Source organism: Burkholderia sp. 8Y, assembly GCF_902506145.1.
Taxonomy (GTDB): domain Bacteria; phylum Pseudomonadota; class Gammaproteobacteria; order Burkholderiales; family Burkholderiaceae; genus Caballeronia.
Window position 1 is genome coordinate 1497654 of sequence record NZ_LR733520.1, and the last position, 14588, is coordinate 1512241.

Consider the following 14588-nt stretch of genomic DNA (forward strand, 5'->3'; position numbering starts at 1 on the left):
AGGCACGCGGCGGCGGGTTGGAGGGCGGGGTTTGAGCGGTGCGTTTTTTCGGTGTGTCGCTGCCGTGCGTCGCTGCCGTGCGTCTCTGCGGCGTGTCTCTCCGGTGCGTCTTTCCGGCGCGTCTTTGCGGCGTGTCTCTGCGGGGCGCCTCTGCCGTGCGCCTCTGCCGTGCGTCTCTGCCGGGCGTCTCTGCCGGGCGTCTCTGCGGCGTGTCTCTGCCGTGCGTCTCTGCGGCGCGTCTTTTGTCGTACGTCTCTTACGCTAGGTGTCAGCTGCGCTTAACAACGACACGTCTCAGCCCCACTTAGCATCCCCACCTCACCGGAAGCACGAAGACCCGCCTACGCCCGTCCATCCTTCACGAATACAAGACTAAAGTTGTTCGCCGGCATGGGGACGACTTCGGCGAGCGTGAACCGCGCGTCGCGCCCGAGCGTCTCGACGGCTTCCAGGTCGCGCACGCCCCAGCGCGGATCGGTGGCGCGCAGCTGAGCATCGAATGCTTCGTTGCTCGGCGCAGTGTGCGCCCCGTTGCGCCGATATGGTCCGTACAGGTACAGTACGCCCCCCGCAGCGAGACGCTCGGCCGCGCCTCGAAAGAGCGCCTCGGCCGCTTCCCACGGCGCGATGTGGATCATGTTGATGCAGACGATGGCCGCCACTTCGCCGATGCCCCAGTCGCTGCCCGTCACATCGATGGCAAGCGGCGCGGCGAGGTTGACAAGGCGCGCATGCGTGCGCCACGCGGCGATGGAATCGCGGGCAGCGGCGTCGGGATCGCTCGGTTGCCAGACGATGTGAGGCAGCGCCGCCGCGCAATGCACCGCATGCTGGCCGGTGCCGCTCGCGATTTCGAGGACGACGCCGTTTCGCGGCAGCACGCGGGCAAGGACCGTTAGAATCGCATCGCGATTGCGTTCGGCGGCGGGCGCCCGGCGGCGCACGCTGGCTTCGGAATGGGATGGAGTTTGCATCAGGAGTGGCCGTGCAATTGCGGAGGGTCGCAGCGAGACTAAGCGCGCGCGTGCCCCGGCGTCAAGCGGTGAAAGATCGGTGACGAAGCCGTAATGAAGCCGGCGATCAAGCGCCGCAACGCCGTGGCGCGGAACATGCTGCCGGGGCTGACCATCGCCACAAGCAGCCGCCCAGGCGCGGCGCGTCATCAAACCTGTGTATGCTGCCGATGATCCGGCATGCGCCCAACGCCATCCGCGCGCTCAGCCCGCAGTCCTGGCGAATCCGGGCGCAGGCGCGGCACAAGAGGCATCACGACGAAACGGCGCGCCCGCGCGCCCGACACGGAGCGAAACATGCAGCAGGATCCGAATCAGAACCCGCGCGAAACCGAGCGCGAAGGCCCCGACGAAGAGACCATCGCGTTCGCGAACGAAGTCTTCAACGCCGCGCGCCGGGGCGACGCCGCGCTTCTCGGAGCCTGGCTGGACAAGGGCCTGCCGCCGAACCTGCGCAATGACAAAGGCGACAGCCTCGTCATGCTCGCGAGCTACCACGGCCACGCCGACGCTGTGCGCGTGCTACTCGAACACAACGCCGATCCGGAGATGCGCAACGACAACGGCCAGACGCCGATTGCCGGCGCGGCGTTCAAGGGCTTCATCGATGTCGTGCAAACGCTGCTCGACCACGGCGCGGACGTCGAAGGCGCATCGCCCGATGGCCGTACCGCGCTGATGATCGCGGCCATGTTCAACCGCGTCGAGATTCTTGATCTGCTGATCGCGCGCGGCGCGAATCCAGACGCACGCGATCAGGGCGGTTCGTCCGCGCGCGAAGCCGCCGCGAAAATGGGCGCCTCCGACACGGCGGCGCGGCTCGCGGATCATCCCGCGCCGCGCGGCGCATGAGCGCGTGGAGCGAGTACGGCGAACGGAGCGCACGGAGCGAACGGAGCGGACGCGGGCGCGGGCGCGCATCGCGTCCATCGACACGAACAGAAACTGGAAGGCGGCCCGGACACATGGAGCGTTTGTGATGGCAGGCGGTATTTCGCATCGAGGCGATGCGTCGTCGGTCGGCGCGGCCGCCCTCGTGCCGGCTTTTTCGATCGAACACGCGGCGACGCGACTGCTCGCGCTGTTATTCGCGGTCGTCGCACGCGTACGCGCGCTGCGGCTTTCCACCGTCCTCGTCATGCTCGGCGCGTGCAGCCTCTCGGCCTGCTCGGTCTTTCAGACGCCCGCGCCCATCGTCGAGCACTCGTACATTCCGGGGCCGAGCGAAACCGAATCCACCGAGCCCGAAGAACCCGCGCCGGTCGTCGCCGCGCCGGAGCCCGCGTCCGCGGCAAAGCCAGCGCCCGCGCCGAAGCCAAAGCGCCGCGTGGTGAAGCCCAAGCCGCCGGAGCCGGTCGTGACGCCGCCGCCGGAGCCGCCCGAGCCGCCGCCTCCGCCGCAGATCATCTCGACGCGCCTCATGCAGCACGACCAGCTTCACGGCGTGCTCGATGCCGAAGTTCAGCGTCCCGACGGCAAAGTGGTCGGCCGCGCGGTCGATCTGTATGTCGATACGTCCTCGAGACCCAAGCTGCTGATGGTCAACTTGTCGGGCTTTCTCGGCATCGGCGATCGCAAGGTCAACTTCCCGTGGACGGCGTTCCGCTTCACGCCGAACTCGAAGACCGCGCCGATCACCTTCCTGCCACCGCCGCCGCCCGCGAAGGGCAAGCCGGCGGCGGACGCGGTGCCGAAGCCGCAGCCCATCAACGAGGCGCCGGCCAATTTCGTGCAGCTCGTCGATTCGACGGTCACGCAGAAAAATGGCGCGCGCATCGGCCGGGTGGTGGACGTGCTGGTCGATTCGCAGGCGCAGCCGCAGGCGCTCGTCGTCGATCTATCCAGCTCGCTCGCCGGCGAAAAGCGCCACGTCGCGGCGAACTGGGGCGACCTGCACGTGGTGTCGCGCAACAAGCAGCTCGCGCTACAGATGGATTTCAACGACGCGCAACTGAAAGCCGCGCCCACCTATGCGCCCGAGCAGCCGATCAAGATCGTGTCGCCGGCCGTTCCTGCGCCGGCTTCGTCGGCTGCGGCGAGCGGAGGGGCGAGCGGAGGGGCGAACGGCGCGGCAAATGGCGCGGCGGCGGCTGGCGCGGGCACGTCGGGCGGCACGACCGCCTCGGGGTCGGTCGCGGCGCAAACGCCGTCTTCCGGCGCGCGCCCGGCCCGATAACGGATCACGACATGGATAACCGATTCACGACATGGTAATTGCACGCAGTCTGCGCGCGCTCGACTGGCTGAACTTCTTCGTCGCCAACGTGCAGACCGGCTTCGGCCCTTTCATCGCTTCGTACCTCGCGGCCAACAAGTGGACGCAGGGCGAGATCGGCCTGATGCTGTCCGTCGGCACGGTCAGCGCGATGGCGAGCCAGCTTCCCGCGGGCGCGCTCGTCGACGCCATGCGCAACAAGAAGTTCGCGGCTCTCTCCGCGATCGTCGCGATCATCGCGAGCGCGCTGCTGCTCGCCGCGAGCCCGACCTTCGTCCCGGTCTTCGCGGCCGAAGTGCTGCACGGCTTCGCGAGCTGCATGCTGGTTCCGGCGATGGCCGCGATCTCGCTCGCGCTCGTCTCGCGCGCCGATCTCGGGGACCGGCTTGGGCGCAACGCGCGCTGGGCGTCGATCGGCAGCGCGCTCACGGCGGCGCTGATGGGCGCGTTCGGCGAATATCTGTCGCTGCGCTCGGTGTTCTTCCTGACGGCGGCGCTCGCGCTGCCCGCGATCTTCGCGCTGCGCATGATCCACTACGAAGCCCTTCCCGCCGCGCCGCTCACGCCGGGCAAACCGAAGCTCACGCCGGAGGGCGAAGAGCGCGAATCGCTGCGCCAATTGCTCAAGGACAAACGCCTGCTGATCTTCGCGGCGTGCGTCGTGCTGTTCCACCTCTCGAACGCCGCGATGCTCAATCTCGCCGCCGGCGAAGTCACGGCGCACATGGGCGACAACGTTCAACTCGTGATCGCGGCGTGCATCATCGTGCCGCAGTTCATCGTGGCGGCGCTCTCGCCGTGGGTCGGGCGGCAGGCGCAGAAATGGGGACGCCGTCCCGTGCTGATCCTCGGCTTTTGTGCGCTGCCGGTGCGCGCGCTGCTCTTCGCGGGCGTGAGCAGTCCGTATCTGCTCGTGCCGGTGCAGATGCTCGACGGCATCAGCGCGGCCGTGTTTGGCGTGATGCTGCCGCTCATCGCCGCCGATGTCGCCGGTGGACGCGGGCATTACAACCTGACGATCGGCTTCTTCGGCCTCGCGGCGGGCGTCGGCGCGACGCTGTCGACGGCGGCGGCGGGCTTCGCCGCGGACCGCTTCGGCACGGCGATGAGCTTTTTCGGGCTCGCGGCGGCGGGCGCGATCGCGGTCGCGCTCGTCTGGCTCGCGATGCCGGAAACGCGGGGAGCGGCGGTCGCGGCGAAGGTGCAGAAGCCGCCGGTCGAGGCTTGAGGACGCGGTGCGAGGCGTCAATTCGTCGGCTTGAGATTGCGAAAGACAGTACGCAGCGGTTCGCTTACCGTCGGTTGATGTGCAGCGCGCGTCGCATTCAGTATGCGACGCGTCGGCATTCGGAATGCCGATGACGTTCGGCGCCGCCGGCGCGGTCATCTCAGCGGTTTCTGACCGCGGGACAACGTCGCGAACAGTAAGCCACCGCCGGAGGGACATGCAGCTCGCGTTGCATTCAGTGTGCGACGCGTCGGCATTCAAAATGCCGATGGCGTTCGGCGCTGCCGGCGCGGTCATATCAGCGGTTTCGGACCGCGGGACAACGTCGGCAATAGTTTGCACCGTCGGAGGGTCACGCAGTTTGCGTTGCATTCAGTGTGCTGCGCGTCGGCATTCAAAATGCCGACGACGCGCGACGCGGCGGGCGTAGACATTTCAGCGACTTCAGACCGAGCGACAAGGTCGGCACCCGTTAGCTCACCGTCAGAGCGACATGCAGCTCGCGCTGCATTCAGTGTGCTGCGCGTCGGCATTCAAAATGCCGGTGACGTTCGGCGCGGCCGTCGCGCGCAACAAGAACACGCGCCAGGCGCAGTCATCCCAGCGGCTTCAGACCGCCCAACAACATCCGCACCAGTTCGCTCACCGTCGGATGGATGTGCATCGCGCGTTGCAGCGTGGCGTACGGCGCGTCGGCACTCAAAATGCCAAAGCCGCACGACGCGGCTCTCGCGCCGAACGTGGAAACGCGGCGGGCGCGGTACTTTGAGCGGCTTCAGACCGGCCGACAAAGCCGGCACCAGTTCGCCCTCCGTCGAACGGATCCGCATCGCGCATTGCATTCAGTGTACGGCGCGTCGGCATTCAAAATGCCGATAACGTTCGGCGCCGCCGTCGCGCGGAACGAGGAAACGCGGCGGGCGGTTATTCCAGCGACTCCAAACAGAGCGACAACGTCGGCACCCGTTACTTCACCGTCAGAGCGACTTGCAGCACGCGTTGCATTCAGTGTGCGGCGCGTCGGCATTCAAAATGCCGCTAACGTTCAGCGCCGCCCTCGCGCGGAACAAGGACACGCGCCCGGCGCAGTCATTCGAGCGGCTTCAACCCGCCCAACAACGTCGGCACCAGTTCGCTCACCGTCGGATGGATGTGCATCGCGCGTTGCAGCGTGGTGTACGGCGCGTCGGCATTCATGATGTCGACGAACGTGTGAATCACCTCGTCGCCTTCGATGCCAAAAATCGCCGCGCCGAGGATGCGCAGCGTCTTTGCATCGACGAGCGCCTTCATGAAGCCGTCGGTTTCGCCCCGCTCGCGCGCACGGCCGACGCGCGACATCGGCATCGTCGCGATCAGCGCGTCGCGGCCGTCCTGCCTCACTTCTTCCTCGCTCAGGCCGACGCGTGCGAACGGCGGATCGACGAACACCGCGTACGTCATGATGCGCGTATCGACGCTGCGCGATTCGCCATCGAGCACATTGGCCGCGACGATCTCGTAGTCGTTCCACGATGTATGCGTGAACGCGCCGCGCCCGTTCACGTCGCCGATCGCCCAAACGCCGTCTACCTGGGTGCGCAACTGGCCGTCCACGTCGATCAGCCCCTGCCGGTTCACGTCGATGCCCGCTCGGTCGAGCCCGAGATCATCGGTGTTCGGCGTGCGGCCCGTCGCGAAAAGAAGATGCGATGCGTCGATGGAGGCATCGCCGAGCGCAATGCGCACCCCGTCGTTCACGCGTTCGACGCGCCGTGGCTGCGCGCCAAAGCGGAACTCGATGCCCTCGCGTGCAAGCACGTCCTGCATCGCGCGGGCGATGTCGGCGTCCTCGCGCGTCAGAATGCGCTCGCCGCGCACGAGCAGCGTGACGCGGCTGCCGAAGCGGCGGAACATTTGCCCGAACTCCAGCGCGATATAGCTCGCGCCGACGATCACGAGATGCTCCGGCACCTCGGTCAGTTCGAGGACGGTGGAATTGGTGAGATACGGCACGCCATCGAGCCCGTCGATGGCCGGCACCGCGGCGCGGGTGCCCGTATTGATGAAGATCATGCCGGCGTCGATGTCTTCTGTTGCACCGTCGCTGCCCTCGATGCGCAGCGCGTGCGGGCCCGTGAAGCGCGCGTGGCCCTTGAATACGGTGACATTCGGCGTTTCACGCAGCGATTGCTCGATGCCGTCGCGCGACGCGCCGATGACCTCGTCCTTGCGCGCCTTCACGCGCGCCATATCGACCGTGATCGCTCCGCCAATATTCACGCCGTATTTCGCCGCCGTGCGCGCGACGTGCGCCGCGCGTGCGCTCGCGACATACGTCTTCGTCGGCGTGCAGCCGACGTTCACGCACGTTCCGCCGAACAGATGCCGCTCGATCACGGCAGTGCGCCTGCCGCTCTGCGCGAGCCGCACGGCGAGCGGCGAGCCGCCCTGCCCCGTGCCGATGACGACTGCATCGAATTGCTGTGACATGCGTGAGCCTCCCTGGCCGGTGTGCGCTCTCGAAGACAAAGGACGAACCATTGCCGATGACCGGCCATCTTACGCCGAACGCCGCGCACGGGCATGCTCCGTGCTCGCCACCGCTAGATGCGCATTCGCCCGGCTTTTCGCCGCTCCACTGCTTCAAGGCTTTCATGACCGAGACGATCTGGTTTCTCGTCGTCGGCGGCGTGCTCATTTTCATGGGCCTCGCCAGCTCGACGTTCAAGCGCCTGCCGATCAGCACCGCGATGTGCTATCTCGCCATCGGCTTCGCGCTCGGGCCGGGCGTCACCGATCTTCTGCATATCCGGCTCGACGGCGATACAGCCGTCCTGCGTCTCATCACGGAAGTCGGCATGCTCGTGTCGCTCTTCGCCATCGGGCTGCGCCTGCGCGTGCCGCCCACCGACCGCCGCTGGCTGCTGCCGCTGCGTCTGGGCTTTGTCGCGATGGTGCTGACCATCGCCGCGCTCACGCTGCTATGCACGTACGTGCTCGGCATGACGTGGGGCGCGTCGCTGCTGCTCGCCGCGATGCTCGCGCCGACCGATCCCGTTCTCGCGCACGACGTGCAGGTCGAAGCCCCCGGCGACACCGACTTGCTCCGCTTCTCGCTGACGGGCGAAGGCGGCCTGAACGACGGCATCGCGCTGCCGTTCGCCCTGCTCGGCATTGCCGTGTGCCGCTTCGAGGCATCGCCGCACGATGCCTTGCAGTGGAGCTTCATTCTGCAGGCCGTGTGGGGCACGCTCGGCGCGCTCGCGAGCGGCTGGCTGCTCGGCGAACTGACCGTGCGTCTGGTCGCGTATCTGCGCACGCGTCATGGCGAAGCGTTCGGCTCGGAGGGCTTCTATGCGCTTGGATTGATCGCGCTGTCGTACGGCGTCGCGGAGCTGCTGCATTCGTATTCCTTCCTCGCCGTGTTCGCGGCGGGCCTGGCGATGCGCCGCGTCGAACATCGCGCAAGCGGCGACAAGTCCGCGCGAGAGGCCGTCGGCACCGTCGACGCCGACGACATGAGCGCGACCGCATCCGATCCCGAGCGCGCGCACGCGTTCATGGCCGAGCGCGTGCACGGCTTCACGATCGAACTGGAACGCATCGCCGAAGTGGCGATCATGCTGCTTGTCGGCTCCGTGCTCGCGACCCTGTGGCGCGATCTTTTCACGTGGCGCGCGGTCATCATCATCGGCGGGCTGTTTCTCGTGATACGGCCGTTGGCGGTGCAGGCCTCGCTCGTCGGCTCGTGCGCGTCGCGCGGGCAGCGGCTTTTGATAGGCTGGTTCGGGATTCGGGGCGTCGGCTCGTTCTACTATCTCTTGTATGCAATCGAACACGCGCCCAAGCAAGTGGCCGGGCCGCTCACGCCGATCATCATCGCGACGATTGCCGCGTCGGTGATCGTGCATGGCATGACATCGACGCCGCTGATGAACCGCTACCAGCGCGCGCATGAAAACTATTGAATACAGAATACAGGCGACACGCGATGAAGCATCTGTTCTTCTTTTGCGGTCACGCGGGAACCGGCAAGACGACGCTCGCGAAGCGCCTGTTCGCCCCGTTGATGCGCGAAACGTACGAGCCGTTCTGCCTGCTCGACAAGGACACGCTCTATGGCGCGTACAGCGCGGCGGCCATCGGCGCGCTGACCGGCGATCCGCATGACCGCGACAGTCCGCTCTTTATCCAGCATCTGCGCGACCCGGAGTATCGGAGTCTCGTCGATACCGCCGCCGAGAATCTGGCGCTCGGCGTGAGCGTCGTCGTGGTCGCGCCGCTGTCGCGCGAAGTGCGCGAGCGGCGGCTCTTCGATCGCGCATGGCTCGGCATAGGCGACGATGTGACGATTCGCGTCGTGTGGGTGCATGTCGGCGAGAATGTGGCGCGCGAGCGGATCGCCGCGCGCGCGAATCCGAATGATGCATACAAACTGGCGCACTGGGACGACTACCGGCAGCGTCTTTTCTTTCCCGACGATGCGCTCGCCGCCGATCTGCAGATGTTCGACAACACGGCGGCGACGGCCGACGACGAGGCGCGTCTGCTCGCGCGGCTCGTCGCTCACACCTGATTTCAGGACTTACGCGACCGCCAGCCGTCTGGGCGCTTGCAGCGCGTTCGCGCCTTCGTACAGCTTGCCGAAACGGTTTTCGAGGAACGCATCGAGCGGAACCTGCTCCTGCCGCACGAAGCCGCTTTGCGGCAGGACGCCTTCGCGGAAAAGATCCAGTTCGGCGCAGACCGCGCCTGCCGTCGTGATCTGAATCGCGCTCATCGGCACGCCGCACACTTCCTTCGCGACGATCTTGCGCGTGAACACGTTTTGCACCAGTTGGCCGTTCGAGCCGCCGCGCATGCCCGTCACCGTCACGAAAATCAGCACGACGTCCTGCGCCGTCGAGGGCACCGCGCGCTTGAGCATCGCCTTCAGGCCGTCGCGGTCGGTGGACATGCGCAGGTCGTCGAGCAGGAACTTCATCAGATCCCGATGTCCCGGATAACGCACCGACTTGTAATCCAGCGATTCGACTTTGCCCGCGAGCGTCTCGCATAGCGTCCCGAGCCCGCCCGACGTGTTGAACGCTTCGTACTCGATGCCGTCCAGCGAAAAATGTTCAACGCCTTCGAGCGGCTGCACCCACTGCGTGCGGCCTTCGCGCACCGCTTCGCACGGCTGACAATATTCGTTGATGAGCCCGTCGATGCTCCACGTCAGGTTGTACTTCAGCGCGTTGGTGGGGAACTGCGGCAGCGCGCCGACGCGCATCTTTACTTCGCGGAGGTCGTCGAGCCGCCCCGCGAGATCGTGCGCGACGATGCCGATGAAACCCGGCGCGAGCCCGCATTGCGGCATGAATGCAGTATGCGATCCGTCGGCGATGGCACGAATCGCATGCGTCGCGCGCACGTCCTCGGTCAGATCGAAATAATGGACGCCCGCCGCTTTCGCGGCCGACGCGACCGCGATCGCAAGGTAATACGGCAGCGCATTGACGAGCGCATCGAAGCCGGCGAGCGCGTGACGCAGGGCGGCAGTATCAGCGGAATCGACGCGGCGCGTCGGGATGCCCTGCGCGTCGAGTTGCGCGAGCGCGTGTTCGTCGCGATCGAAAGCGACGACCTCGAAGTCGCCTGTTTCCCGCAGCAGATGCGCGATGCTTTGACCGATCAACCCGGCGCCGACCAGTGCCACTTTCATCTTCGTCTCCTTGTAGGGCTGTGAACGCCTCAGTGTAGGAGTGTGTGAAGACTGATCCTAGACGCAAATTGATGCGAAACGGCGACGGTTTTCGTCAATTCGACGAGCGCGTGATGCGATTTGTATTTTGCATGCCTCATCCCGTGCGATCGATCTTGCGTGCAAGGATGATGGAAGTCGTCGTGCGCTCGACGCCTTCCAGCGCGCCGATCTCATCGAGCAGATCGTTCAGGCGGTCCGGAGAATCAGCGCGCAGCCACGCGACGTAGTCGAATTCGCCGCTCACCGCGCACAACAACTGGATCTCGGGCATGCGCGCAAGACGCTTCTGGACATCGCGGCCGTACTTCGGCGCCAGCTTGATGCCGACATACGCCTGAATGCTCGCATCGAGCACGTCCTGCCCGAGCCGTACGCCGTAGCCCGCGATCACGTTGTTCTTCTCCAGCCGCGCGATCCGGGCAATGACCGTCGTGCGCGCGACGCCCAGTTGCCGCGCGAGATTCGCCACGCTGTCGCGGGCGTTGGTCTGCAACAGCGCGACGAGATTGCGGTCGATGTCGTCCAGCTGATCGAGGCGCGGTGGTCTCATGTCGTCCCCTTTGCTTGGCTTCGTATTGAATTCATTATCCGATGCGATTTTTCCAAGGACGTATCGAATGTAAGCAGTTGTGGCAATGCAGGCGGATTGTCGCTCAATCGTGATACTAATATCCGGCGACGGCGTTATCGCTCGCGTATGACCTGTCTGCGCTGTCAGCGCCTTGTCAGGCCGCGCGGCTCGCCACTTTTCCATCGATCGAAGGATTCACGAATGAAAAAAACACTTGTCGCACTGGCGGCGTCCTGTGCCGTCACGGCGGTCTTCGCACAATCGTCCGCGCCTGCGGCAACCGCGCCCGCTTCCGCCGCAACCGCGCAGTCCGCCTCTGCGCCCGCTGGGTCCAAGCGCGAAGCGCGCGTCGAAGAGCGCATCGCTCAACTGCATTCAAGCCTCAAGATCACGTCCGCCCAGGAAGCGCAGTGGACGCCGTTCGCCGACGCCATGCGTGAGAACGCCCGCACGATGTCGGATCTGTATCGCCAGCGCATCGCGCAGCGCGACACCATGTCCGCACTCGACGACATGAAGCAGTATCAGCAGATCACGCAAGCGAACGCGGACGGCACGAAGCGTCTGGTGGACGCATTCGAACCGCTGTACGCGAGCATGTCGCCGGAACAGAAGAAGCTCGCCGATACGAGCTTCCGTCAGGACGGCGAACACCACGGACGCCACGGGCATGGCCTGCGGCATCCACACGCTGCAGGCGCCGACGCCGCATCGGCAACGAAGCCCTAAGCCGCCATCGTCGCCATTTCAGGGGCCCGTATCTTTGCCGATGCGGGCCTTTTGCATGCCAACACCGCATGCCGCATGCAAAATGTCACAATTGCCGTTAGCATCGCGCTCCGCACTTTGTATTCATATCCCCATGCTGAATCTCTCTAAACCCGATCTCTCGACCGATCCCGCCGCGCGCCGCGTCGTCAAGAACGAGGCGGTGGCCGTCGAATTCGCGGCTGCCGCTGGCGAATTGATGAGCCTCGAAGGACCAAATCGCTACACGACGGGCGACGCCATCGTGACGGGCGCATCGGGCGAACGCTGGGTGGTGTCGCGTGAGCGTTTCGACGCGAAGTATGTGGCCGAAGGCGGGATCGCGCATGGCGAGCCGGGCACATACCGCAACCTGCCGAGCGTCGTGCTCGCGAAGCAGATGCAGGAGGCGTTCAGCATCGCGCGCTCGGCTGCCGGCGACGTGCTGAGGGGCGACCCCGGCGATTGGGTGATGCAGTATGCACCGGGCGATTATGGCGTCGTCAAGGCGGCGCGCTTCGCGAAGGTGTATCGCGACGCGTAAGGGCTATTGAGCGCCTGTACGGGCCTCAAAGCCTGTATTGGCCTCTCAGCGTCTCTAGGCGTCTTGAGCGCCTCGAACTTCTCGACGCTCCTTCAAGCCCTAAGCACCCTACTTACTCCAAACGCCTCGAACGCCGAAGCGCGCTCAGGCAAAGTCATCGCCCATTTCGATTTCCGTTTCGCGCGGCACCGTCTCCCCATTCGCGTAGCGTTCTTCGAGCGAGCCGAGCGTCGCTTCCACATAGGCGCGCAGCACCGCATAGCTTCGCGCGTGCAGGCGCGGCGGCAGCGCGCGATACCGCGCAAGCGCGGCCGGATCGAAGCGCACGTCGATGGTGATGCGCCGCGCCGTCGAGCCGAAGCGCATCGCGATGTAATGAATCATCAGCGAAGTGCGGCCGTTATCGTCGATGCGCTCGGCGAATTGCGTCTGCTCGGGGAACAAATCGCTGATGACATGCGCGAGCATGTCGATGTCCGCGCTCGGACAGTCGTATTGGTAATCGTCCATTCGATGTTCGATCGGTCAGGGTTGGCGCACGCCGCGCGATGTGGCGCTGCCGGCTTCGGCTTCGGCGGCTCGCCGATAGTAGCGCACGAGCGCCAGCGCGACGATCACGCCCAGCACGAGATACACCGCATCCGCGGCTACGAGCGGAATCATGCGCGCCTGAAAGAGCGCGGCGGGCAGTCCGACGAGCGCGTGCGCTGCAATCAGCACGCCAAGCGCGGCCCGCGAGCGTTCGCGCAGCAGTTGCCACATGAGTGCGGAAAAGCCGAGTTGAAAGACGAATGCGCTCGCGCGCTCGACAAGAAAGATGCCCGCCGACACGGGCGACAGGCTCATGAGAATCATGTGAATGCGCGCGAGCGCATCGAGCGGCGCGCTTTCGAAATGCGTGTCGAGCGTGCCGTTATTCGCCAGCACCGCATACACGATCCACTGCGCCTGCACGAGCGCGCCGACGATCCACGCCTCCGCTCCGCCATGACCGATGCCATAGCCAAGCGCGGGGCCGTGCCGTTCGAGCGCGGCGGGTTCGCGCCGGATCAGCCACTTCATGCCGGCAAAGCGCCCGACTTCCTCGCACACGCCCGCCGCGAGCGCGCCGTACACGACGAACGCGACAGGATTCGACAACCAGTGCGACGTCACCGCGTTGCCAAGCATGAAGCCGTGCAGCGCGCGCTCGATGACCATTGCAAAGAGCGCAAAGACCGCGATGCCGAGAATCGGCTCGCGCGGCACGAGCCGAAACCGTGCGCGCAGCTTTCGATACAACACGACGGGCATGGCCGCGACAATGAGCGTCACGAGCACGAGGCTCGCCAGTGTCGGGATACTGATCATTCAGGTGTCCTTCACAGTCCTTGGGAGGCCGGCTGTTGCCCGATGCTGGCCAAGCGTTGCGTCGATGATCGCACGATGAGCTCGCCCGGCAACAGGCACTCGCGCGCCGGCATCAACGCCCCGCCGAGCCGCTCGTGCAGGAACCCGACCGCGCGCCGGCCAATCTCGTAGGTCGGCTGGCGCACCGCTGTCATGCCCGCGAGTTCCGCCCATTCCGAATCGTCGATGGCGAGCAGCGCGACGCTCGCCTGCCAATCCGGGCCGTGGCGCTCCTTCAGATGCACCGCGACGCGCAGCGCGACGGGTCCGTTCGCCGCGAAGAGCGCGACGCGCTTGCCCGCCGCGCGCGCCGCTTCGACCCGCCGGTCCATCTCGGCGAGCGCGGTCGCGGCATCCGCGAGCTCGAGGACGAGCGTCGAGCCGCTTGCGCCCAGCGCCGCGACGGTTTCGCGAAACGCGGCTTCGCGCAAGCGTCGGGAACTCACGTGCATCACCGGCTGCACGATGAACAACAGTTCGTCGAAGCCTTCATCGACGAGATGACGCGTGGCGAGCGCGACGGCGGCGGCATTGTCGAGGCCGACCATATCGGTGACGATGCCTTCGACCGTGCGGTCCACCAGCACCACGGGAATGCCGCCTTGTGTGAAGCCCTGCAGCAGTTCTTCCTTCACGCCGAGCGCATTGACGATCACGCCTTCCACGCGATACGTCGTGAGCAGTTGCAGATAGCGCCGCTCCATGTCGACTTCATTCGCGGCATGGCAGATGAGCGGCATGTAGCCGAGCGCGTGGCACGCGGCCTCGACGCCTTGCAGCACCTCCACGGAGTACGGATTCGTGAGATCGGCGAGCAGCATGCCGATCAAGCGGTTGCGCCCGCGTTTCAGGCCGCGCGCCATCTGGTTCGGCCGATAGTCCAGCTTCGCGATAGCGGCTTCGATGCGCTCACGCAGTTCGGGCGACAGCACGCCGGTCTCGCCGTTCAGATAGCGCGAGATACTTGTCTTGCCTGTGCCGGCCTCGCGGGCGACATCGGTGATCGTCGCGCGGCGCGCGGCGAAAGTCGGCGGGCGATGAGTCTGGTTATCGGGATCGTCGGACATGATGTGTCGTGAGGCATGGCTCGTTCACTGAACGGCGATGCGCGCTGCATGCAAAATGCGAGGCGGCGCGAGGGGTTCGCCCAGAC

The 14588-nt window shown here is 65.9% G+C and carries 15 protein-coding genes; 8 read left to right on the forward strand and 7 right to left on the reverse strand.

The features are described 5' to 3' along the window. Positions 1–341 precede the first annotated feature (341 nt). Positions 342–974: a DUF938 domain-containing protein gene (locus GV035_RS17530; protein WP_159836275.1), complete on the reverse strand. Its 633-nt coding sequence runs from the start codon at positions 972–974 to the stop codon at positions 342–344. 336 nt (positions 975–1310) lie between these two features. Here GV035_RS17530 and GV035_RS17535 point away from each other — a divergent pair, with 336 nt between their 5' ends. The 4 genes from GV035_RS17535 to GV035_RS17550 all read left to right on the forward strand — a co-directional run bounded on the left by GV035_RS17535 (position 1311) and on the right by GV035_RS17550 (position 5225). Further along, the gene (locus tag GV035_RS17535) at positions 1311–1865 is read left to right on the forward strand and encodes an ankyrin repeat domain-containing protein (RefSeq protein WP_159836276.1); all 555 of its coding nucleotides are present in this window, start codon (positions 1311–1313) and stop codon (positions 1863–1865) included. A gap of 127 nt (positions 1866–1992) precedes the next feature. Further along, a complete protein-coding gene (locus GV035_RS17540) occupies positions 1993–3189 on the forward strand; it encodes a PRC-barrel domain-containing protein (protein WP_159836277.1) in 1197 nt (398 codons plus the stop codon). Between the two features lie 31 nt (positions 3190–3220). Beyond that, on the forward strand, positions 3221–4456 hold the full coding sequence (locus GV035_RS17545; protein ID WP_159836278.1) for an MFS transporter: 1236 nt from the start codon (positions 3221–3223) through the stop codon (positions 4454–4456). Positions 4457–4949: 493 nt separating this feature from the next. Next, complete coding sequence (locus GV035_RS17550) at positions 4950–5225, forward strand: hypothetical protein (RefSeq protein WP_159836279.1); 276 nt, start codon at positions 4950–4952, stop codon at positions 5223–5225. A gap of 320 nt (positions 5226–5545) precedes the next feature. Here the strand turns inward: GV035_RS17550 and GV035_RS17555 are convergent, their stop codons facing one another. Further along, positions 5546–6928, reverse strand: a complete 1383-nt coding sequence (locus tag GV035_RS17555) for an FAD-containing oxidoreductase (RefSeq protein ID WP_159836280.1) — start codon at positions 6926–6928, stop codon at positions 5546–5548. Positions 6929–7092: 164 nt separating this feature from the next. Between GV035_RS17555 and GV035_RS17560 the strand changes: the two genes are divergently transcribed. Then, positions 7093–8406, forward strand: coding sequence for a cation:proton antiporter (locus GV035_RS17560; RefSeq protein ID WP_159836281.1), 1314 nt, complete (start codon positions 7093–7095; stop codon positions 8404–8406). A gap of 23 nt (positions 8407–8429) precedes the next feature. Then, positions 8430–9014 (forward strand): AAA family ATPase, encoded by a 585-nt coding sequence (locus tag GV035_RS17565; protein WP_159836282.1) that lies wholly within the window; start codon positions 8430–8432, stop codon positions 9012–9014. Between the two features lie 9 nt (positions 9015–9023). Here the strand turns inward: GV035_RS17565 and GV035_RS17570 are convergent, their stop codons facing one another. Continuing rightward, positions 9024–10142 carry a saccharopine dehydrogenase family protein gene (locus GV035_RS17570; protein WP_159836283.1) on the reverse strand — a complete coding sequence of 373 codons (1119 nt, stop codon included), beginning with the start codon at positions 10140–10142 and terminating at the stop codon, positions 9024–9026. Positions 10143–10278: 136 nt separating this feature from the next. Then, the gene (locus GV035_RS17575; RefSeq protein ID WP_159836284.1) at positions 10279–10734 is read right to left on the reverse strand and encodes an Lrp/AsnC family transcriptional regulator; all 456 of its coding nucleotides are present in this window, start codon (positions 10732–10734) and stop codon (positions 10279–10281) included. A gap of 222 nt (positions 10735–10956) precedes the next feature. Here GV035_RS17575 and GV035_RS17580 point away from each other — a divergent pair, with 222 nt between their 5' ends. Together GV035_RS17580 and GV035_RS17585 are read left to right on the forward strand one after the other, a co-directional pair. Beyond that, on the forward strand, positions 10957–11484 hold the full coding sequence (locus tag GV035_RS17580) for a Spy/CpxP family protein refolding chaperone (protein ID WP_159836285.1): 528 nt from the start codon (positions 10957–10959) through the stop codon (positions 11482–11484). 133 nt (positions 11485–11617) lie between these two features. Continuing rightward, positions 11618–12046, forward strand: a complete 429-nt coding sequence (locus GV035_RS17585; protein WP_159836286.1) for a PGDYG domain-containing protein — start codon at positions 11618–11620, stop codon at positions 12044–12046. Between the two features lie 144 nt (positions 12047–12190). Here the strand turns inward: GV035_RS17585 and GV035_RS17590 are convergent, their stop codons facing one another. The 3 genes from GV035_RS17590 to GV035_RS17600 are packed head-to-tail and all read right to left on the reverse strand — an operon-like array spanning position 12191 to position 14502. Then, entirely contained in the window at positions 12191–12556 is a 366-nt protein-coding gene (locus GV035_RS17590) for a DUF3022 domain-containing protein (RefSeq protein WP_159836287.1), read from the reverse strand. A 15-nt stretch (positions 12557–12571) separates the two neighbouring features. Continuing rightward, the gene (locus GV035_RS17595; RefSeq protein ID WP_159836288.1) at positions 12572–13396 is read right to left on the reverse strand and encodes a YhfC family intramembrane metalloprotease; all 825 of its coding nucleotides are present in this window, start codon (positions 13394–13396) and stop codon (positions 12572–12574) included. Between the two features lie 11 nt (positions 13397–13407). Next, positions 13408–14502: a LacI family DNA-binding transcriptional regulator gene (locus tag GV035_RS17600; protein ID WP_159836289.1), complete on the reverse strand. Its 1095-nt coding sequence runs from the start codon at positions 14500–14502 to the stop codon at positions 13408–13410. Positions 14503–14588: the final 86 nt, after the last annotated feature.